General features: G+C 65.4%; 15 protein-coding genes, 4 tRNA genes and 1 pseudogene. 13 read left to right on the top strand and 7 right to left on the bottom strand.

What is annotated here, in order from left to right; translation table 11 throughout:
• Positions 1 to 18: 18 nt before the first annotated feature.
• Positions 19 to 1,308 (top strand): YihY family inner membrane protein, encoded by a 1,290-nt coding sequence (locus BV908_RS17430; RefSeq protein ID WP_103738762.1) that lies wholly within the window; start codon positions 19 to 21, stop codon positions 1,306 to 1,308.
• A 24-nt stretch (positions 1,309 to 1,332) separates the two neighbouring features.
• Here the strand turns inward: BV908_RS17430 and hpnE are convergent, their stop codons facing one another.
• Together hpnE and hpnD are read right to left on the bottom strand one after the other, a co-directional pair.
• Entirely contained in the window at positions 1,333 to 2,637 is a 1,305-nt protein-coding gene (gene hpnE / locus BV908_RS17435) for a hydroxysqualene dehydroxylase HpnE (RefSeq protein ID WP_103738763.1), read from the bottom strand.
• Positions 2,634 to 3,473, bottom strand: a complete 840-nt coding sequence (gene hpnD, locus BV908_RS17440) for a presqualene diphosphate synthase HpnD (protein WP_011804634.1) — start codon at positions 3,471 to 3,473, stop codon at positions 2,634 to 2,636. Before hpnD ends, hpnE begins: the two co-directional genes overlap by 4 nt.
• Before the next feature lie 147 nt (positions 3,474 to 3,620).
• On the opposite strand from hpnD, the gene BV908_RS17445 reads away from it, so the two are divergent.
• Positions 3,621 to 4,511 (top strand): UDP-2,3-diacylglucosamine diphosphatase, encoded by an 891-nt coding sequence (locus tag BV908_RS17445; RefSeq protein WP_015912818.1) that lies wholly within the window; start codon positions 3,621 to 3,623, stop codon positions 4,509 to 4,511.
• A gap of 5 nt (positions 4,512 to 4,516) precedes the next feature.
• Positions 4,517 to 5,683 (top strand): glycosyltransferase, encoded by a 1,167-nt coding sequence (locus BV908_RS17450; protein ID WP_103738764.1) that lies wholly within the window; start codon positions 4,517 to 4,519, stop codon positions 5,681 to 5,683.
• A gap of 84 nt (positions 5,684 to 5,767) precedes the next feature.
• On the opposite strand, the gene hpnC is transcribed toward BV908_RS17450, so the two are convergent.
• Positions 5,768 to 6,658, bottom strand: coding sequence for a squalene synthase HpnC (gene hpnC / locus BV908_RS17455; protein WP_103738765.1), 891 nt, complete (start codon positions 6,656 to 6,658; stop codon positions 5,768 to 5,770).
• Between the two features lie 86 nt (positions 6,659 to 6,744).
• Between hpnC and BV908_RS17460 the strand changes: the two genes are divergently transcribed.
• The 10 genes and pseudogenes from BV908_RS17460 to BV908_RS17505 all read left to right on the top strand — a co-directional run bounded on the left by BV908_RS17460 (position 6,745) and on the right by BV908_RS17505 (position 17,870).
• Positions 6,745 to 7,998, top strand: a complete 1,254-nt coding sequence (locus tag BV908_RS17460) for an efflux RND transporter periplasmic adaptor subunit (RefSeq protein WP_103738766.1) — start codon at positions 6,745 to 6,747, stop codon at positions 7,996 to 7,998.
• Positions 7,999 to 8,009: 11 nt separating this feature from the next.
• Positions 8,010 to 11,159: pseudogene (locus BV908_RS17465) on the top strand (efflux RND transporter permease subunit).
• An 89-nt stretch (positions 11,160 to 11,248) separates the two neighbouring features.
• Positions 11,249 to 11,335 (top strand) — tRNA-Leu (locus tag BV908_RS17470).
• 78 nt (positions 11,336 to 11,413) lie between these two features.
• Positions 11,414 to 12,724 carry a trigger factor gene (gene tig / locus BV908_RS17475; protein ID WP_047351258.1) on the top strand — a complete coding sequence of 437 codons (1,311 nt, stop codon included), beginning with the start codon at positions 11,414 to 11,416 and terminating at the stop codon, positions 12,722 to 12,724.
• Positions 12,725 to 12,846: 122 nt separating this feature from the next.
• On the top strand, positions 12,847 to 13,455 hold the full coding sequence (gene clpP / locus BV908_RS17480; RefSeq protein WP_015912823.1) for an ATP-dependent Clp endopeptidase proteolytic subunit ClpP: 609 nt from the start codon (positions 12,847 to 12,849) through the stop codon (positions 13,453 to 13,455).
• Positions 13,456 to 13,552: 97 nt separating this feature from the next.
• Entirely contained in the window at positions 13,553 to 14,818 is a 1,266-nt protein-coding gene (gene clpX / locus BV908_RS17485) for an ATP-dependent Clp protease ATP-binding subunit ClpX (RefSeq protein WP_011804642.1), read from the top strand.
• 140 nt (positions 14,819 to 14,958) lie between these two features.
• Positions 14,959 to 17,379 carry an endopeptidase La gene (lon, locus tag BV908_RS17490; protein ID WP_103738767.1) on the top strand — a complete coding sequence of 807 codons (2,421 nt, stop codon included), beginning with the start codon at positions 14,959 to 14,961 and terminating at the stop codon, positions 17,377 to 17,379.
• 97 nt (positions 17,380 to 17,476) lie between these two features.
• Positions 17,477 to 17,552, top strand: a tRNA-Gly gene (locus tag BV908_RS17495).
• A gap of 53 nt (positions 17,553 to 17,605) precedes the next feature.
• A tRNA-Cys gene (locus BV908_RS17500) sits at positions 17,606 to 17,679 on the top strand.
• 115 nt (positions 17,680 to 17,794) lie between these two features.
• Positions 17,795 to 17,870, top strand: a tRNA-Gly gene (locus BV908_RS17505).
• A 672-nt stretch (positions 17,871 to 18,542) separates the two neighbouring features.
• Here the strand turns inward: BV908_RS17505 and BV908_RS17510 are convergent.
• From BV908_RS17510 to BV908_RS17525, 4 genes are all read right to left on the bottom strand, one after another.
• The gene (locus tag BV908_RS17510) at positions 18,543 to 18,785 is read right to left on the bottom strand and encodes a DUF2274 domain-containing protein (RefSeq protein WP_036193229.1); all 243 of its coding nucleotides are present in this window, start codon (positions 18,783 to 18,785) and stop codon (positions 18,543 to 18,545) included.
• Complete coding sequence (locus BV908_RS17515) at positions 18,782 to 20,065, bottom strand: TrbI/VirB10 family protein (RefSeq protein ID WP_103738768.1); 1,284 nt, start codon at positions 20,063 to 20,065, stop codon at positions 18,782 to 18,784. Before BV908_RS17515 ends, BV908_RS17510 begins: the two co-directional genes overlap by 4 nt.
• 2 nt (positions 20,066 to 20,067) lie before the next feature.
• On the bottom strand, positions 20,068 to 21,072 hold the full coding sequence (gene trbG, locus BV908_RS17520; RefSeq protein WP_103738769.1) for a P-type conjugative transfer protein TrbG: 1,005 nt from the start codon (positions 21,070 to 21,072) through the stop codon (positions 20,068 to 20,070).
• Positions 21,069 to 21,205 (bottom strand): VirB8/TrbF family protein (locus BV908_RS17525; protein ID WP_043088347.1); only part of this gene is annotated, 137 nt, incomplete at its 5' end. The genes trbG and BV908_RS17525, both read right to left, overlap by 4 nt.

Raw genomic sequence — 21,205 nt, forward strand, 5'->3', positions numbered from 1 at the left:
GCTGGCATCATATCGGTCATGTCGTTGTCCCTACAGTCCATTGCAGTGCGTGCCGAGGAGTGGCTGGTGGAGCTTTCCCACTTCCCCTGGCGCACCACCGCGCAGACGCTGCGCGAGCGCTTTCGCGAGGACCGCCTGGGGCTGACGGCCAGCAGCCTCACCTTCACCACGCTGCTGTCGCTGGTGCCGTTCGTGACGGTGGCGCTGGCCATGTTCACCGTGTTCCCCATGTTTGCCGAGATGCAGCTCGTGCTGCAGCGCTGGCTGGTGGACAGCCTGGTGCCCGACAGCATCTCGCGCCCGGTGCTGGGCTACCTCACACAGTTCGCCGCCAAGGCGCATGGCCTGGGCGCGGCGGGCTTGTTCATCCTCATGGTGACGGCGCTGGCGCTGATCCTCACCATCGACCGCACGCTCAACAACATCTGGCGCGTGCAGCGCCTGCGCCCGCTGGGCCAGCGCGTGCTGATCTACTGGGCCGCGCTCACGCTTGGTCCGCTGGTGCTGGCGGCCAGCCTGGCGCTGACCACCTCGGTCGCCAGCGCCGCGTCGCGCGGTATCGGCGACACGCTGCCGGGCGGAGCGCGCCTGCTGTTCGATGCGATCGAGTTCTTCGTGCTGGCCGCCGGCATGGCGGCGCTGTACCGCTATGTGCCCAACACCCAGGTGCATTGGCGCCACGCCTGGGCGGGCGGGGTGTTCGTCGCTGTGGGCATCGAGCTGGCCAAGAAAGTGCTGTCGCTGTACCTGGCGTCGGTACCCACCTATTCGGTGCTGTACGGCACGTTCGCCACGCTGCCCATCTTGCTGCTATGGGTGTACGTGGCCTGGGTCATCGTGCTGCTGGGTGCGGTGGTGGCCGCCTATCTGCCGAGCCTGCTCGCCGGCGTGGCGCGCTGCGCCACGGGCGAGGGCTGGGCCTTCTTGCTGGCCGTGGAGGTGCTGCAGCAGCTGCACCGCGCGCGCCAGCAACCGCCCCACGGGCTGAGCGTGCTGGAGCTGGCCCAGCGGCTGCGCGTGGATGTGCTGCAGGTGGGGTCCGTGCTGCCGGTGCTGGCGGCGCTGGATTGGGTGGTGCGGGTGGACGAGACGGCCGCCGACGGGTCCGACGCAGCCGACGCACGCTACGTGCTGCTGGCCGAGCCAGCCACCACGCACATGGAACCGCTGGTGCAGCGCCTGCTGCTGGCGCGCACCCCGCCGCTGGAGCGCCTGTGGGCGCACACGGGGTTGGAGGTGCTCACGCTGGCCGACGTGCTGCCGCGCGAATCCGCGCAGCGGCCGCCTGAGATGCTCCTTAAACGATAGCTGTTAGCGCTTGGTGGATAAGCGCTAGAGGCTGTTTTGGCCTAAATCCTGCGCGGCTGCCGCGCCGTGCAGTACCGCGCCCTCCAGCGTGGCGGGGTAGGGCCCTGCCACGTAGTCGCCGCAGGCCTGCAGTCCGGGCGCAATCACGCGCGGCGGGCGCGCCAGGGCGGGCGTGCAGGCAAAGGTGGCGCGCTTTTCCACCACCGTCTGCACCGCGCGCAGGCCGGGCAGGGCCAGGTCCTCGGCCGCCTGGGCCAGCACCTCGCGCTCCAGCGCGGTGCGCTCGCCCTCGAAGGCGCTGACCACGAACGCCAGCAGCCCGGCCGGGCCGCCCAGCAGTGCGCGGTCGAAGACGAACTGCGCAGGCCGTTGCGCGCGCGCGCGCAGCGCCAGCATGGGACGGGGCAGCAGCGGGGTGCGCGCTCCTGGCAGTTCGGCATACACGGTGGCGATGGCGCCAAAGCGCAGTGCCTGCGCACCGGCGGCCCAGGTCTGCAGGGCGGGACGCTGGGGCGCGGGCACGGCGGCTTCGGCCACCAGGCGGGCGGACTCGGTGCTGCTGGTGGCAAGCAGCACGGCGTCGAACGCGCAGCCGTCCACGCGCCAGCCGGCCTCGTCGCGTGCGAGTGCCTGCACGCGTTGGCCGCGGTGCACCGCGTGGCCGCGCTGCTGCAGCCAGTGCGCCGCGGGCTCGGGGAACAGCGCGCCCAGGTCGGTGCGCGGCAGCAGCAGGTGGGAGCCGCCCCGGCCGGCGAACAGGCTGTCGTGCAGCACGCGCAGGAACACCTGGCCGCAGGAATCTTGCACGGGCGTGTTCAACGCCGACACGCACAGCGGCGCGATGAACTCGTCCACCAGCCGCTGTGGCAGGCCCGCGCACAAGTCCGCCACGCTGGTGCCCGGTGCGCACCGGAACCCCGCCAGCCGCCAGCGTGCGGCGCGCGCCAGCAGGGCCGCACGCTCGCGCAGGCTCCAGCCGCGTGCGCGGGCGATGCCGGCCAGCGCATCCCAGGGCGGCGGGGCATCGGGCAGGGCCAGGCCGCTGCCGTCGGGGAACACCAGCGCCAGGGGTAGGCGCAGCAGGGCGGAGTCGGGCGTGACGCCCACGGCGCGCATCAGGCGCAGGCATTCGGCATAGGCGCCGATGAGGATGTGCTGGCCGTTGTCCAGCACCAGGGGCGAGCCGTCTGCGCGCTGGCCGGCCACGGCGCGCGCGCGCCCGCCCAGGGTGCGGCTGGCCTCGAACACGCTGACCGTGTGGCCCGCCTGGACCGCATGCACGGCCGCGGCCATGCCGGCCCAGCCGGCGCCGACGATGGCAACCTTCACATCATCCCCAGCGCCTGCACCTTCCAGGCCAGCCAGAACTTGCGCAGCGGCGTGAGGCTGGTGCGCTGGTGCAGTACCTGGAAGTTGTCGGCCTCGATCTCGCGCAGCAGCGTGCGGTAGATGCTGGCCATCATCAGGCCGGGCTTCTGCGCGCGCCGATCCACGTCGGGCAGCAGCGCCAGCGCCTGGTCGTAGAAGAGGTGCGCGCGCTCGGCCTGAAAGCGCATCAGCGTGGTGAAGCGCTCGGAGTACTCGCGCTTGGTGATCTCGTGCGCCTTCACATCGAACTGCTGCAGCTCGGAAATGGGCAGGTAGATGCGCCCGCGCATGGCGTCCTCGCCCACGTCGCGGATGATGTTGGTGAGCTGGAACGCCAGGCCCAGCTTGTGCGCGTACTGCGTGGTGCGCTCATCTTGCTGGCCGAAGATGCGCGCCGCCACCTCGCCCACCACGCCGGCCACCAGGTGGCAGTAGCGCGCCAGACCCGCGAAGTCCAGGTAGCGCGTCTGCTCCAGGTCCATCTGGCAGCCCTCGATCACGGCCAGCAGGTGGCGCTGTTCGATGCCGTAGGCGGCCGCATGCGGCATCAGCGCCTGCATCACCGGGTGGCTGGGTTGCCCGGCAAAGGCCTTGGCCACCTCGCCCTGCCACCAGGCCAGCTTGGCCTGGGCCACGCTGGCTTCGGAGACTTCGTCCACCACGTCGTCCACCTCGCGGCAAAAGGCGTAGAAGGCCGTGATGGCCGTACGCCGCTCGCGCGGCAGGAAGAGGAAAGCGTAGTAGAAGCTGCTGCCGGAGGCGGCGGCCTTTTGCTGGACGTACTGTTCAGGACTCATGGGGGCGTGATTCTCCCATGGCCCTGGGCGGGGCTCGCGGGGGAAACATGCGCGGCGCAGGGCCGGAGCGCTGCGCCGCCGCAACGTCACGGGCCAGACGTGGAAATGTCATGCCGCTGTCGTGGCGCCGGCCCACCATGCCTGTTCATGATGCGCGACGATGCCTTCCTGAACGCCTGGAAATCCTCGGCGGCCCGGCCGCCGGACGACCCAGCGGATGATGCATGCGACCCGGCGCGCCCCCCGCTGCGCTACCGCACGCTCTGGATCTCCGACCTGCACCTGGGCACGCCCGGCTGCCAGGCGCAGGCGTTGCTGGACTTTCTCAAGCACACCGAGTGCGAGACGCTGTTTCTGGTGGGTGACATCATCGACGGCTGGCAACTGCGCCGCCAGTGGTACTGGCCGCAGGCGCACAACGACGTGGTGCAGAAGCTGTTGCGCAAGGCCCGCAAGGGCACGCGCGTGATCTTCATCCCCGGCAACCACGACGAGTTTGCGCGCCGTTATGTGCAGCTCAACTTCGGCGGTGTTGCCGTCGCCGAGGACTGGGTGCACGAGACGGCCGACGGCCGCGCGCTGTGGGTGATCCATGGCGACCTGTTCGATGGCGTGATCCAGTGCGCCAAGTGGCTGGCCCATGTGGGCGACTCGCTCTATGAATTCACGCTCAAGCTCAACCGGCACCTGAACACCCTGCGCGCGCGCCTGGGGCTGCCGTACTGGTCGCTGTCCAAATATCTCAAGCTCAAGGTCAAGCGCGCCGTGAGCTACGTGGGCGACTTCGAGAACGCGGTGGCGCGCGAAGCGCGCAAGCGCGGCCTGCACGGCGTGGTGTGCGGGCACATCCACCATGCGGAGCTGCGAGACATCGACGGCATCCTGTATGCCAACGATGGCGACTGGGTGGAAAGCCTCAGCGCGCTGGCCGAGCACGCCGATGGGCGCCTGGAGATCCTGCACTGGGCGCAGCACATGCCCGTGCAGCGCAAGAGCGGCGCACAACTACCGCAACCCATTCCTGTCACTACGGATTGAAGTCCATGGCGCCTGAAGCTGCCCCGTTGGTCGAGCTGATCTATTTCAATGCCGGGGGCGGACACCGCACCTCCGCGCTGGCGCTGGAAGCGGCCATCGCCCGCGCTGGGCTGCCGTGGCAGGTGTGCCGCACCAATCTCTTCGAGGTGCTGGACCCGAACGCGCGCTTTCGCCAGTGGACGGGCATGGAGCCGGAAGACGTCTACAACAAGCGCCTGGCCCGGGGCTGGACGCTGGGGCTGACGCACGAGTTGCGCCTGCTGCAGGGCATGATCCGCTGGAGCCACCAGCGGCTCATGCAGTCGCTGCGCCGGCACTGGGCGGCACGCCGGCCGGCGATGGTGGTGTCGCTGGTGCCCAACTTCAACCGCGCCATGGCCGACGCGCTGGAGCAGGCCCTGCCAGGCGTGCCCTACGTCACGGTGATGACCGATCTGGCCGATTGCCCGCCCAGCTTCTGGATGGAGCCGCAAACCCAGCAGATCGTGGTCTGTGGCTCGCCTTATGCCGTGGACCAGGCGCGCGCTGCGGACTTTCCGCCCCACCGCATCTGGGAAACCTCGGGCATGGTGCTGAGTGCGCAGTTCCATGCGCCGGTGGACCAGGATCGTGCCGCCGAGCGGGCGCGGCTGGGGCTGGACGAGCGCCCCGTGGGGCTGGTGCTGTTTGGCTCCGAGGGTTCCAGGGAGATGGTGACGATAGCCCGCCGCTTGACGGACACCCCGCTGATCCTGGCCTGCGGGCGCAACGCGGCCCTGGCGCAGGCTCTGCGGGCACTGCGCCGCAACGCGCCTACCGTGGTGCTCGAATACACGCGCGAGATGGCGCGCGTCATGCAGCTGGCGGACTTCTTCATCGGCAAGCCGGGCAGCGGCAGCCTGAGCGAGGCGGTGCACATGGGGCTGCCGCCCATCGTCACGCGCAATGCGTGGACCATGCCGCAGGAGCGTTACTGCACGGAATGGGTGGGTGAGCAGGGCCTGGGACTGGTGTTGCCGAGCTTCCGGTCCATCGCATCGGGCGTGCAGGCCCTGCTGGCCGACCTGCCGCGCTACCAGGCCGCGACGCGGCGCATGCACAACCGTGCGGCGGCCGAAGTGCCGCAGGCGCTGGCGCAGATCCTGCGCCATGCGCAGGCCCGGGCCGAATGGGCCGGGCGCTGGGTGGCCTGAGGGTTGCACGCGCGCCGCGCGATGCGGTGATGGGGGTCCATTGACCCCCGCGCGCTCGCGCTGCTGCAGCGGGTGGGGCGGCCCTTACATGCGCGCGGCGCGCGCCAGCATGCGGGGCCAGTCGAGCGTGCCCAGCCGCGGCCGCGTGAGCAGGCTGGCGCCATCCAGCGCCTGCACCTTGTCCAGAATGCGCAGACCGCCCTGCACGACCAGGCGCAGCTCCCACCCCACACGGCCGGGCAGCCGGTGTACCAGGGGGCTGCCCTGGAGCATGAGAGTGCGCGCCCAGGCGGCGCAGTCCAGCACCAGCCGGTCGCTGGCGGCGGAGCGGCGCTGCGCCGCGAGGTCCGCGCGCGCCACGCCATGGGCGGCGCAGTCGGCATCGGTGAGGTAATGGCGCCCGCGGGGCAGATCCACGCTCAGGTCCTGCCAGAAGTTGATGAGCTGCAGCGAGCTGCAGATGGCGTCGCTCTCGCGCAGTGCGTCCTGCCCGTGCACGCCGTACAGGTGCAGCAGCAGACGCCCCACGGGATTGGCCGAGCGGCGGCAGTAGTCCAGCAGCGCGGCGCGGTCGGGGTAGGTGGCGCCGGCCTCGGTCAGGGTGACGTCCTGCATGAAGGCGTCCAGCAGGTCGTCCAGCAGCGGCACGGGCAGCTGGTGGCTGCGCAACACCGCCTGCAGCGGCCCAAACACGGCGGCCCAGCGCGTCTGGGGGGAGTGCCCGGCCGCCACGGATTGAAGCTCGGCGCGGTAGGCACGCAGGTCGGCCAGGCGCTCGGCGGCGGTGGCCGTGCCCTCGTCGGCAATGTCGTCGGCCGTGCGCGCAAACGCGTAGATCGCGGCGATCGGCGGGCGCAGCCGTGGCGGGCACAGCAGCGAAGCCACGGGAAAGTTCTCGTAGTGCGTGACCGGCGGCGCCTCGGCGGGCGCGGTGCGCGGATCGCGCAGGGGGGCGGGGGACTCGGGATGCTTCACGCGGCCATTGTCGTGCTTGACAAGAGCGACCGGCCTCTCATAGATTACTAACCAGTCAGTCAGTAATTTGGATGCCGGATGTTTCCATGACCCACCCTGTCGCACAGCGCGCCGCGGGCCTGCCGGGCCCGTCTTCATTGCAACCCCGCCGCGGGGTTTTTTTGTGGCCGCCGCGTGGCGGCGTGGCGGGTGCTGCACTGGTGCTGGCCGTGGCTGCCTTGGCGCTGGCGGGATGTTCGCGCCGCGAGCCGGCGCCAGAGCCGGTGCGCGCGGTGAAACTGCTCACCGTCGGCGTGGCGCCCCTGCAGATGCACCTGGAATACGCGGGCGAAGTGCGCGCGCGCGTGGAATCGCGCCTGGGTTTTCGCGTGGCCGGCAAGATCGTGCAGCGCCAGGCCGAGCTGGGCCAGCGCGTGCAGGCCGGCCAGGTGTTGGCGCAGCTGGATCCGCGCGACTATGAGCTGGCTGCGCAGGCCGCGCGCGCCCTGGTGGCGTCCGCCACCACGCAGCGTGATTTGGCCGCGGCGGATTTCGAGCGCTTTTCCAAGCTGCGCGCGCAGAACTTCATCAGCGGGGCGGAGCTGGACCGCCGCCAGGCTCAGCTGAAGGCCGCGCAGGCTTCGCTGGACCAGGCGCGCGCGCAGCTCGCTTCCCAGGGCAACCAGACCGAGTACACACGCCTGGTGGCGGATGCGCCGGGGGTGGTGACGTCGGTTGACGCCGAGCCCGGCCAGGTGGTGTCTGCGGGCACGCCGGTGGTGCGCATTGCTCGCGACGGCCCGCGCGACGCGGTGTTCTCGGTGCCGGAGGACAAGGTGGGCCAGTTGCGCGTAGGGCAGGCCGTGCAGGTGCGCGCCTGGTCGGGCGACGCGCTGCTGCAGGGCCGGGTGCGCGAGGTGGCGGCCAGCGCCGATCCGGTGACGCGCACCTTCCTCGTGAAAGTGGCGGTGGAGGGCGCGGACGTGCCGCCGCTGGGCTCCACCGTGTATGTGGCGCCGCAGGTGCTGGCGCGGGGCGGCGTGCCGGCGATCAAGCTGCCCACCAGCGCCCTGCGCCAGGAGGGCGGCCAGACGGTGGTGTGGGTCTATGAGGCCCAGGACGGCAGCGCCACCGGCACCGTGCGCCTGCAGCCGGTGCAGATCGCCACGGCCGACGGCAACGAGGCCGTGATCGCCGCCGGCCTCACCCCCGGCATGCAGGTGGTGGCCACGGGCGTGCATGTGCTGGCCCCGGGACAGGTGGTGACGGTGTACAAGCCAAAAACGGCTCCAACGCCCGAAGGACAAGCGCTACCAGCTATTAATAATGAAGCGCCAGCGGCCTCCGCTGCCGCTCGCTGAGGAGCCGCCCCATGCAGCAGACGCAGCCCAAGCAGGGCTTTAACCTGTCGCGCTGGGCGCTGGAACATGCCGCGCTCACGCGCTACCTGATGGTGGTGCTGATGGTGCTGGGCATCGCCGCGTACTTTCAGCTGGGGCAGGACGAGGACCCGCCCTTCACCTTCCGCGCCATGGTGGTGCGCACCTACTGGCCCGGCGCCACGGCGCAGCAGGTGGCCGAGCAGGTGACGGACAAGATCGAGCGCACCCTGCAGGAGGTGCCCTACGCCGACAAGATCCGCAGCTACAGCAAGCCGGGCGAGTCGCAGATCATCTTCGAGCTCAAGGATTCGTCCAAGCCGGCGGAGGTGGCCAACATCTGGTACCAGGTGCGCAAAAAGGTGGGTGACATGCGCTACCAGTTGCCGGGCAATATCCAGGGGCCGTTCTTCAACGACGAGTTCGGCGACGTGTACGGCGTGATCTACGCCCTGCAGGGTGAGGGCTTCAGCTATGCCGAGCTGAAGGACTTCGCCGACGACGTGCGCCAGCAGCTGCTGCGCGTGAGGGACGTGGCCAAGGTCGAGCAGTTCGGCGTGCAGGACGAGCGCGTCTGGGTCGAGGTCTCGCAAAAGCGTCTGGCGCAGCTGGGGCTGGACTTCAACGCGGTGTTGCAGCAGCTGGGTGCGCAGAATGCGGTGGAGAGCGCGGGCGCGATCCAGTCGCCGCAGGACGTGGTGCAGGTGCGCGTGGGCGGGCAGTTCACCAGCGTGGAGCAGCTGCGCGACATGCCGATCCGCGGCGGCTCTGGAGCCCAGCTGCGCCTGGGCGACATCGCCGAGGTGCGAAGGGGCTATGTCGATCCGCCGGGGGTGAAGGTGCGCTTCCAGGGGCACGAAGTCATCGGCCTGGGCATCTCCATGGCCAAGGGTGGCGACATCATCCGGCTGGGCAAGGCGCTGCGCGCTGCAGCGGCCGACATCCAGGCGCGGCTGCCGGCCGGCGTGCAATTGCACCAGGTGCAGGATCAGCCAGCGGCCGTGGCCGATTCGGTGGGCGAGTTCATCAAGGTGCTGATCGAGGCCGTGGTGATCGTGCTGGCCGTGAGCTTCATTTCGCTGGGGCTGCACAAGGGCGGGCGTTTTGGCTGGCACGTGGACTACCGGCCGGGCCTGGTGGTGGCGATCACCATCCCGCTGGTGCTGGCCGTAACCTTCCTGGCCATGCACTATTTGGGAATAGGGCTGCACAAGGTGTCGCTGGGGTCCCTCATCATCGCGCTGGGCCTGCTGGTGGACGACGCCATCATTGCCGTGGAGATGATGGTGCGCAAGATGGAGGAGGGCTACGACAAGGTGCGCGCGGCCACGTTTGCGTATGACGTGACGGCCAAGCCCATGCTCACCGGCACGCTCATCACGGCCGCGGGTTTCTTGCCCATCGGCATCGCCAAGTCGGTCACGGGCGAATACACCTTCGCGATCTTCGCGGTGACGGTGATTTCGCTGGTGCTGTCGTGGATCGTGTCGGTCTATTTCGTGCCCTACCTGGGCACGCTGCTGCTGAAGGTGAAGCCGCATGCGCCCGATGCGCCGCCGCCCGAGGTGTTCGACACGCCGTTCTACCACCGCTTCCGGCACATGGTGGACTGGTGCGTGGCGCACCGGTGGATCACCATCGGCGCCACCATCGGCATCTTTGCGCTGGGGCTGGTGGGCATGGGGCGCGTGCAGCAGCAGTTCTTCCCCGACTCCAGCCGGCCGGAAATCATGGTGGACCTGTGGTTCCCCGAGGGCACCTCCTTCGCAGCCAACGAGGCCGTGGTGCGCCGTGTAGAGCAGCGGCTGATGGAGCAGGAAGGCGTGGCCAGCGTGGCCGCGTGGGTGGGTTCGGGCACCCCGCGTTTTTACCTGCCGCTGGACCAGGTGTTCCCCCAGCCCAACGTATCGCAGTTCATCGTGCTGGCCAAGAGCCTGCCCGAGCGCGAGTCGCTGCGCCTGCGCCTGCCCCGGTTGTTGGCCGAGGAGGTCCCCGAGGCACGCGGCCGCGTGAAGCTGCTGCCCAACGGCCCGCCCGTGCCCTACCCGGTGCAGTTCCGCGTGGTGGGCAGCGACCCGGCCGTGCTGCGCGAGCGCGCCGACGAGGTGAAGGCGCTGATGCGCGGCAACGCCAACCTGATCGGCGTGAACGACAACTGGAACGAGTCGGTCAAGGTGGTTCGCCTGGAGGTGGACCAGGACAAGGCGCGCGCGCTGGGAGTGACCAGCCAGTCCATCGCCCAGGCTTCGCGCATCATGTTCAGCGGCTCCACGGTGGGGCAGTACCGCGAGGGAGACAAGCTCATCGAGATCGTGCTGCGCCAGGCGCAGGACGAGCGCGAGGCGATCTCCGACATCGGCAACGCCTACCTGCCCACGGCTTCGGGCCGCTCCATTCCGCTCACGCAGATCGCCAGGCCCGTGTTCACCTGGGAGCCGGGGGTGATGTAGCGCTGGAACCGCAACTACGCCATCACCGTACAGGGCGACCTGGTGGAGGGGCTGCAGGGCGCCACCGTCACGGCGCAACTGCTGCCCGAGTTGCGCGCGCTGGAGGCCCGCTGGCAGGAGGCCGGTGAGAACGGCGTGCGCATCGAGGTCGCGGGTGCGGTGGAAGAGAGCAGCAAGGGCTCGGCCTCCATCGTGGCGGGCGTGCCCGTCATGCTGTTCATCGTGTTCACGCTGCTGATGCTGCAGCTGCACAGCTTCAGCCGCTCCGTGCTGGTGTTCCTCACCGGCCCGTTGGGGATTGCGGGAGTGGCGGCGGCGCTGCTGCTACTGAACCGGCCCTTCGGCTTTGTGGCGCTGTTGGGGGTTATCGCTCTCATGGGCATGATCCAGCGCAATTCGGTGATCCTGATCGACCAGATCGAGCTCAACCGTGCGGCCGGCGTGCCCGCGTGGGACGCGATCGTGGCGGCGGCCGTGTGGCGCCTGCGGCCCATCGTGCTGACGGCGGCGGCGGCGGTGCTCGCCATGATCCCGCTGTCGCGCAGCGTGTTCTGGGGGCCTATGGCCGTGGCCATCATGGGTGGACTGGTCGTGGCCACGGTGCTCACGCTGCTGGCACTGCCCGCGATGTACGCAGCGTGGTTTCGTGTGCGGCGGCCCGATCCCGGAGCGCCGATAAACGATTCCATTTAAAGGCGGGCCGCAACAGGGTAAAATCTGCCGTTTGACCTATTTCACCGGGGTGGCCTGCTGTGCCTGCCATCCGGGTGGCTTTCAGAACTGCGCGGGTGGCGAAATTGGTAGACGCACCAGGTTTAGGTCCTGACGCCAGCAATGGTGTGGGGGTTCGAGTCCCCCCCCGCGCACCAACGTGAGACTTTGGCGGAACGTGGTGCAGGCTTGCACTGCAAGTCGGCACGGTCCGCATCCAGACACTAGGAACAACCATGGCCGTAACTGTTGAAACCCTTGAAAAGCTTGAGCGCAAGATCACGCTGAGCTTGCCCCTGACCACGATCCAGACCGAAGTGGACGCGCGCCTCAAGCGCCTGGCCCGTACGGTGAAGATGGATGGTTTCCGTCCCGGCAAGGTCCCTATGAGCGTAGTGGCTCAGCGTTACGGCTATTCGGTGCAATACGAAGTGCTGAACGACAAGGTGGGCGAGGCGTTTGCACAGGCCGCCAATGAAGCCAACCTGCGCGTGGCAGGCCAGCCGCGCATCACGGAGAAGGACGGCGCGCCTGAAGGCGAAGTGACTTTCGAGGCCGTGTTCGAGGTGTTCCCCGAGGTCAAGATCGGCGATCTGTCCACCGCGGAAGTCGAGAAGCTCTCCGCCGAAGTGACCGACAGCGCCATCGACAAGACCTTGGACATCCTGCGCAAGCAGCGCCGTACCTTTGCACAGCGTGCCCTGGCCGCTGCTGCAGAAGACGGCGATCGCGTGACGGTGGATTTCGAGGGCAAGATCGACGGCGAGCCCTTCCAGGGCGGCAAGGCCGAGGACTTCCAGTTCCTGGTGGGCGAGGGCCAGATGCTCAAGGAATTCGAAGACGCAGTGCGCGGCATGAAGTCGGGCGAGAGCAAGACCTTCCCCCTGGCCTTCCCCGAGGACTACCACGGCAAGGACGTGGCTGGCAAGACGGCTGACTTCATGGTGACCGTCAAGAAGATCGAAGCGGCCCACCTGCCCGAGGTGAATGAGCAACTGGCCAAGTCGCTCGGCATTGCCGACGGCACGGTGGAAGGCTTGCGCGCCGACATCAAGAAGAACCTGGAGCGCGAAGTCAAATTCCGCCTGCTGGCCCGCAACAAGCAAGCCGTGATGGACGCTCTGGTGTCCAAAGCGGAACTGGATCTGCCCAAAGCCAGCGTGCAGGCTGAAATTGCCCGCCTGCTGGAAGCTGCACGCGCTGACCTCAAGCAGCGCGGCATCAAGGACGCCGACAAGGCCGAAATCCCCGAGGACGTGTTCCGCCCTCAGGCCGAGCGCCGCGTGCGCCTGGGCCTGGTGGTCGCTGAACTCGTGCGTGCCAATAACCTGCAGGCCAAGCCAGAGCAGCTGAAGGCCCACGTGGACGAGCTGGCTGCCAGCTACGAGAAGCCTGAGGACGTGGTGCGCTGGTACTTCAGCGACCGCAATCGCCTGGCTGAGGTGGAAGCCGTGGTCATCGAGAACAATGTGACCGACTTCGTGCTGGGCCAGGCCAAGGTGAACGACAAGGCCGTATCCTTCGATGAACTGATGGGCCAGGCCTGAGTAGCTGGCCCTTGCCCCGGGCTTTGACCCAGGGGTGAGGACGAAACCCGGCGGGGCTTGTGCTTTGCGGCACAAGCCCCAATTCATTTCTGGGTACAGTATCCGCCTGACTGGAGAAACGTATGAGCGCATTGGAAACGCAAGCCCTGGGCATGATCCCCATGGTCATTGAGCAGTCCGGCCGCGGCGAGCGGTCCTACGACATTTATTCGCGCCTGTTGAAGGAGCGCGTGATCTTCCTGGTGGGTGAGGTCAATGACCAGACTGCCAACCTGGTGGTTGCGCAGCTGCTGTTCCTTGAGAGCGAGAACCCGGACAAGGATATTTCGTTCTACATCAACTCCCCGGGGGGCAGCGTGACGGCGGGCATGGCCATCTATGACACCATGCAGTTCATCAAGCCGGATGTGTCCACGCTGTGCTGCGGCTTTGCGGCGAGCATGGGGGCTTTCCTGCTGGCTGCAGGGGCCAAGGGCAAGCGGTATTCGCTGCCCAACTCCAAAATCATGATCCACCAGGTGCTGGGCGGTGCCCGCGGACAGGCGACGGATATCGAGATCCACGCCCGCGACATTCTGCGTACCAAGGATCAGATGAACCGCATCCTGGCGGAGCGCACGGGACAGCCCATCGAGAAGGTGAAGGCGGATACCGAGCGGGACTATTTCATGACCGCGGACGAAGCCAAGGATTACGGCATCGTGGACCAGGTCATTGCCAAGCGCCCCTGAGTTTTGGCCGGCGCGCGCGGCGTTTCCCCCTGTGGGAAACGCCGTTTTTATTTCGTTATCATCTTGACAACATCCCCAGTCATAAGGCATTGCCCCCATGGCCGAGAAAAAAGGCTCCTCCAGCGAAAAAACCCTTTACTGCTCTTTTTGCGGTAAAAGCCAGCATGAAGTAAAGAAGCTGATCGCCGGTCCGTCGGTCTTTATCTGCGACGAGTGCATTGACCTGTGCAACGAGATCATCCGTGATGAGCTGCCCACCGGCGATGCCGGACGCGAAGGCCGCGGAGATCTGCCTACGCCTGCGGAAATCAAGACCAACCTCGATCATTACGTGATTGGCCAGGAAAAGGCCAAACGTACACTGGCCGTCGCCGTGTACAACCATTACAAGCGTCTGCGCCACAAGGACAAGGCCGGTAAGGACGAGGTGGAACTGTCCAAGAGCAACATCCTGTTGATCGGCCCTACGGGGTCGGGCAAGACGTTGCTGGCGCAGACCTTGGCGCGGCAGCTCGATGTGCCTTTCGTGATGGCTGACGCCACCACGCTGACGGAAGCCGGCTATGTTGGAGAGGACGTGGAGAACATCGTCCAGAAACTCCTGCAAAGCTGCAACTACGATGTGGAACGTGCCCAGCGGGGCATTGTCTACATCGACGAAATCGACAAAATTTCGCGCAAATCCGACAACCCCAGTATTACGCGGGATGTCTCAGGTGAAGGTGTGCAGCAAGCGCTGCTCAAGCTCATCGAGGGGACCATGGCGAGCGTGCCTCCACAAGGTGGACGCAAGCATCCCAATCAGGATTTTCTGCAGATCGATACCACCAACATTCTGTTCATTTGTGGTGGTGCGTTTGCTGGGCTGGAAAAGGTCATTGAGAACCGTACTGAAGCTTCCGGTATTGGCTTTGGCGCGGCAGTGCGTAGCAAAAAGCAGCGTTCTTTGACCGAGGTGTTTCAGGATATCGAGCCTGAGGACCTCATCAAATTCGGCCTGATTCCAGAGTTGGTGGGTCGCATGCCCGTGGTCACAGCCCTGGCCGAACTGAGCGAGGACGCGCTGGTGCAAATCCTCACCGAGCCCAAAAACGCCTTGGTCAAGCAGTACAGCAAGTTGCTGGCGATGGAAGGCGTTGAGCTGGAAATTCGTCCCGCTGCGTTGAAGTCCATCGCGCGAAAAGCCATCGCACGCAAGACGGGTGCCCGCGGCTTGCGCTCCATTCTTGAGCAAGCGTTGATTGGCACCATGTTTGACTTGCCCAACGTCTCCAACGTGGAAAAGGTGGTGGTGGACGAGGCCACCATCGAAGAGAACAAGGCCCCTTTGCTGGTTTATCGCGAGGCCGCCAAGACCGCCTGAAAGCCGTGTGTCGCCGGGAGTCGCGCGCGTTAGTGATGCGCCCCGGCGAGCCATGTTGCTAACACCTGGGTGCAGATGCTGCCGGGTTGAAAAATGTGGTCCATGGACCATATTCCATGGAACTACTAGAGGATTGCCCCATGTCCGGACACACACCCCTGCCCGATACGCCCCTGGATCTACCACTGTTGCCTTTGCGCGATGTGGTGGTCTTTCCTCACATGGTGATTCCGCTGTTTGTGGGGCGTCCCAAGAGCATCAAGGCGCTGGAAGCCGCCATGGATGCCGATCGACGAATCATGCTGGTTGCGCAAAAAGCAGCCGCCAAGGATGAACCGCAGGTTTCGGATATGTTCGAAGTCGGTTGCATATCCACCATCCTGCAGATGCTGAAGCTTCCCGATGGCACGGTGAAGGTGCTGGTGGAGGGGCAGCAGCGCGCCCACGTTCGCATGGTGCATGAATCGGACGTTCACTTCACGGCGACGGTTGAGCCCATGCAGGCATCCGCTGAGGACGCCGCTTCGAGTGAAATTGAAGCGCTACGCCGGGCGGTAATGCAGCAGTTTGATCAGTACGTCAAACTGAACAAGAAGATTCCCCCTGAGATTCTGACTTCCATTTCGGCCATCGACGATCCGGGGCGGCTGGCTGACACCATTGCCGCGCACTTGCCGCTCAAGCTGGAGAACAAGCAGGTTGTTCTCGACTTGGCAGGCGTCAAGCAGCGTCTGGAGAATCTGTTCGAGCAGTTGGACCGCGAAGTGGATATCCTCAATGTGGATAAGCGCATTCGCGGTCGCGTGAAGCGCCAGATGGAGAAAAACCAGCGGGACTTCTATCTCAACGAACAGGTCAAGGCGATCCAGAAAGAACTGGGCGAAGGCGAAGAAGGCGCGGATCTTGAGGAGATCGAGAAAAAGATCAAGGCCGCGCGCATGCCGGTCGAAGCGCGCAAGAAGGCGGAAGGCGAGCTGAAAAAGCTCAAGCTCATGTCTCCTATGTCTGCCGAAGCCACTGTGGTTCGCAACTACATTGATGTGCTCACGGGACTGCCCTGGAGCAAGAAGTCCAAGGTCAAGCACGATCTTGCCCATGCAGAGGCTGTGTTAAACGAGGACCACTATGGCCTGGAAAAGGTGAAAGACCGAATCCTGGAATATCTCGCCGTGCAGCAGCGGGTGGACAAGGTGAAGGCGCCCATCCTGTGCTTGGTCGGCCCACCGGGTGTGGGCAAGACTTCGCTCGGGCAGTCCATTGCAAAGGCAACGGGGCGCAAGTACGTGCGTATGGCGCTGGGGGGGATGCGTGACGAAGCAGAGATCCGGGGTCACCGTCGTACCTACATTGGGGCGATGCCAGGCAAGGTGTTGCAGAGTCTGGGCAAGGTGGGGGCGCGCAATCCGTTGTTCCTGCTCGATGAAATTGACAAACTAGGCATGGACTTTCGAGGTGACCCCTCGAGCGCGTTATTGGAAGTCCTCGATCCTGAGCAGAACCATAAGTTCGGCGACCACTATGTGGAGGTCGACTTCGACCTTTCCGATGTCATGTTTGTCGCGACTTCGAATTCGATGAACATACCGCCGGCGCTACTTGATCGCATGGAGGTGATACGTCTTTCCGGATATACCGAGGACGAAAAAACCAACATTGCCATCAAGTATTTGCTCCCCAAGCAGATGCAAAACAATGGCGTGAAAGACGCCGAGTTGCAGGTCATGGAATCCGCCGTACGGGACATCGTGCGCTACTACACGCGTGAAGCGGGCGTCCGCTCCCTAGAGCGCGAACTCTCCAAAATCTGCCGAAAAGTGGTCAAGGCAATCCAGCTCAAGAAGCTGACGGCTCCCGTGGAGGTGTCGGCGGACAACTTGCCTGAATACTTGGGAGTGCGCAAGTACACCTACGGTCGCGCGGAACAGCAGAACCAAGTGGGACAAGTGGTTGGCCTGGCATGGACCGAAGTCGGCGGGGATCTGCTCACGATCGAGGTCGCGACCATGCCCGGCAAAGGCAACATCCTTCGCACAGGATCGCTGGGCGATGTCATGAAGGAGTCGGTCGAAGCGGCCCGCACAGTAGTACGTAGCCGTGCGCGCTTACTTGGTATTCGCGATGAGGCGTTCGAGAAGCGAGATCTTCATATCCACGTGCCCGATGGTGCGACCCCTAAAGACGGTCCTAGCGCCGGCATTGCGATGACGACGGCGATCGTTTCTGCGCTGACCGGAATACCGGTCCGCGCAGATGTTGCGATGACGGGGGAGATCACATTGCGCGGAGAGGTCACAGCAATTGGTGGGCTCAAGGAGAAACTTTTGGCGGCATTGCGGGGAGGGATCAAGACGGTGTTGATTCCTGAAGAAAACGTAAAAGACCTCCAGGAAATTCCAGACAACGTCAAGAGTGGTCTGGAGATCATTGCCGTGAAGTGGATCGACAAGGTGCTGGAGATAGCACTCGAGCGCAAGCCTGTTGCATTGGCAGAGGACGACGGTGCCCAAACCGTTGCTGTGCCTGCATCCGCCGATGTGTCACGGGGCTCCGTGAAACATTGATGGAAAAAACTTTGCACTATTCTTGGAGCACGCGAAAAGTACTCTATAATTTCACTTATCGACGCTAAACATGCTACAGTGTGAGGCTTAGGTAAATGCGGGAATAGCTCAGTTGGTAGAGCGCAACCTTGCCAAGGTTGAGGTCGTCGGTTCGAGACCGATTTCCCGCTCCATATCCAGGAAAAGAGGAGGCAATGCTTCCGCTTTTCATCAAGGCGCAAGACTTGGCGCGGTAGCAAAGCGGTTATGCACCGGATTGCAAATCCGTTTAGCCCGGTTCGACTCCGGGCCGCGCCTCCAGATGGTGGTATGTAGAGGAGGCGCAAGCTTCTTCAAAGGGTCAATTGGAAGCCTAATGGTGGAAAATTGATGCTACAATTAAAATCTTTCCGGTGCCAGTTGGTGGCGGAAAAATGCGGGAATAGCTCAGTTGGTAGAGCGCAACCTTGCCAAGGTTGAGGTCGTCGGTTCGAGACCGATTTCCCGCTCCAAAATTTGAAAGGGAAGCTACGGCTTCCCTTTTTTATTGGTCGAAGTGCTGGTGCAAGAAGTCGGTTCGTCTGTGGTGTTGCGCAACAATGCCGGCCCCGCTACTCTGTCTTCATGGCTTGCATACCGACCGGCGCCCCGATGGTGAAATTGGTAGACACTGCGGACTTAAAATCTGTTTTGTCAAGTCCTTTCTGCTAGAACTACCGAGCCAGAAGGTCAATAGTGACAACGGTTTGCGGGCATCCGAGCTGTAGCTTTGCAGCTAGGCTTGACGGCCAGGGGCCAGCTAGGCGCCAGTAGATGGAGGTAGGTGTTTTCAGTGCGTTGAGCACTACGCCCGAGTGGTGAAATCGGTAGACACAAGGGACTTGAACAATTTGAGCCTTCGGGGGGAAACGCCCGAAGTGAAGCCCGTCAAAGTCGGCGAACGCCCTGGATGCTTTTGCATCCGAGCCAACGCCGAGCCAAGCCCAAGCTACAGCTTGGGAAGGTGTAGAGAGCAGACGGCGGGCACCTACGGCCGCAAGGCTATGGTGAAGGCGTGCTCCAGACCACGAACGCCCTGCGTTTGAGCAGGGCGGCGGCGAAAGTCGAAGTGGTAAGAAAATCCCTCGCCGAAAGGCGTGCCGGTTCGATTCCGGCCTCGGGCACCAATCCAGAGCCGCCCCTGTTCACGCAGGGGCGGCTTTTCCGTTCTTGGGCTGTGTGCGCTTGAATCCCCGATCCCCCGCCATAAACGCCTCCAGCATGTGCGGGATCAACTTCTCTGCATCGACCGCCTCGCCATACGCCTGCGCGTGCAGCGCAGCGTAGCGGTCGAGGTCGGCTTTCAAGCTGGCCGGGCAGGCAAAGGTCAGTTTGACGCTTTCGGTCTTGGGCAGCGGCCCGAGCCGCAGCTTCTTGGTCGTGCTCATTGCGAAGCTCCCCGATTGAAGAACAGCGGCTGGTACGGCCGCAGCACAAGATCCCGGTTGACGATGATCCGCACCGGCAGGCCGGGCCGGCTGGTCAGCATGGGCTGGATGTTCATGTTGCGCCGGGTGATCTCCTGGCCGACTTGATTGATGCTGTCCTGTGCGCTGTCGCGCCCGGCGATGACGATGCGGTTGCCGTCCTGGCGGTTCTCCGGCGCGGCAAGCTCGGCGCCCACGCCTAGCAGCGTCGTCAGCACCGCGCCCGCGACGATGCGATTCCAATGCCAGTCCACGTCGTCTTCCAGGCCGGCGTAGCCGGCCGGGTCGGTGCCCACGAGGTTGTCGAGCGTCAGCGATGACGTGTCGGGCAGGATGACCCGGTTCCACACGACCTGCACGCGGCTCTGCCCGTAGCTGACCTGGCTGTTGTAACGCCCGAGGATGCGCGATCCCTGCGGGATCAGCAGGAACTTGCCCGTGGCCGTGTCAAAGACCGGCTCCGTCACCGTGGCGATCACGTCGCCGGGCAAGTCCGACTTGATACCTGTCACCAGCGCGCCGGCGATCACCGTGCCCGCCATCACCTGATAAGGCGATGCCGGCAGCGCCAGGTTGCCGGAATTGCGGGTTTCCGTAGAGCCGCCTTTCAGGAACGCCTCTTTCTGGTCTTGCCGGTTCTGCACCGCAGTCGGGTCGGCAGGCTGGGCCGCGGTCGAGGCCGGCCCAGCGCCGAGTGGATCGAAAGCCGCGAGCGCGCTTGCACCACCAGGCGCACCCGGCGCCGCCTGCGCCACCGTGGCGGCAGCTTGGCCTTGGCCGCCCGAGCGGAAGAACACCGACGAAGCCGCCGCCGCATCAGCTTCCTTGCGCAAGGCATCCGCAGGATCATGCCCCGGTGGCGCATAGGCCGGCGTCACCGGCTGCTGCGAGTTCACGATTGCCGGGCCAAGATCGCCCGGCAGCGGCGGCCCCAGCTCGGGCACATCGGGCGGCAAGGCCGGCAGCTTCGAGTAATCGGTTGGCAGCGCGTCCAGCCCTTCGGACTTCGACACGCGATCGACGTTGTAAAGCTCGGTCTGCTCATTGGCGCCACGCCGCTGCGGTTGCAGCGACCAGATCGTGGCGCCGAGCACGACGACCGACAGGCCACCGACGAGGATGGCCAGCGTGCGCCGATTCAGGCGCGTGACCGGGCGCGGCTGGGCGCGCAGCGCCACCGCTTCGGGCGCGACCTTGCCCGGATGCGGCGTGGCAAGGTCGGGAGTGTCGTCCTGGCTCATGGTCAGTTCCTCCGTGTAACGCCGTCCGTGCGCTCGATCCGCACCACGTCGCCCTTGTCAGCGCCTAGGCGCAGCTCGGCGGCACCGAACAGGCGATCGACGATGTAATACGGCGAGCGGAAGCGGTAGTTCACCAGTTGTCCGTCGCCCTGCGTGCCGATGACGAACAGCGGCGGCAGCTCACCTTGTGCGATGCCCGCCGGGAACTGGATATAAACCTTCTCGCCGTCATCGAAGGCGCGCAGCGGCTTCCAAGGCGGATTGCTGCCGCTGATCGCGTAGCGGAAACGCAGGTTCTCCAGCGACAGCCCGCTATCGACCGGCGCTGCGGCGCTGGCCGCCTGCGCCTGGCGTTGCAAGGCCAGCATCCGGTCGCGCGGGTACTCCCAAGATACCGATGCCATCCACGTCTTTTCCGTCGAGGTCAGCTCCAGCAGATAGGTGCGGCGGCTGGTCGTGATGACGAGATTGGTCTTGAGTCCCGAGCGGATCGGCTTGACCAGCACGTTCACGCGCAGGTCGGCGCCGCTGCCGCTGGACGTGTCGCCCACGATCCAGCGCACGGTATCGCCGGCGGCCACCGTCACCAGTTCCTCGCCCGGCTGGAGCGAAATCACGGTCACGCGGCCCACGGCCGCATAGACCTGATAGAGCGCGCCATCGGTGAAGGGCCACACCTGAATCGCGTTGACGTAGCCCTCGCGCGTGGGCGCGACGCGGGCCTCGGCGTTGGCGCGCGAGACACGCACCTTCTCGTCGGCCGGTTCCGGCGTAGGTTTGGCGTCTTCGGCCTCGGGCACCGGCATCAACTGCGCCGGCATCGGCAGCACCTCGGGCACGGCCACCACCTCCACCGGCGCGGGCGGTTCGGGCAGCGGCTGGGCCTGCACCGGCTCATCGAGCGAGATGGTCGGCGGCGGCTTGCCTTGCGTGGCGCAGCCCGTGAACAAGACAGTCGAAGCCAGCAGGATCACCGGCAAGGCGGATTTACGGAAAAGTGCATTCATGGTTTGGCTCCTTCGGAAGAATCCAGCTCGCGGCTCCACGACAAGCCGTTGACGTAGATGCCCAGGGGGTTCTTGCGCAGGCGTTCTTCGGTGCGCGGCGGCTGGAGCACGATGGACACCACGGCCGTCCACC

The sequence above is a fragment of the Diaphorobacter sp. LR2014-1 genome (assembly GCF_002916785.1).
Taxonomy (GTDB): Bacteria; Pseudomonadota; Gammaproteobacteria; order Burkholderiales; family Burkholderiaceae_C; genus Diaphorobacter; species Diaphorobacter nitroreducens.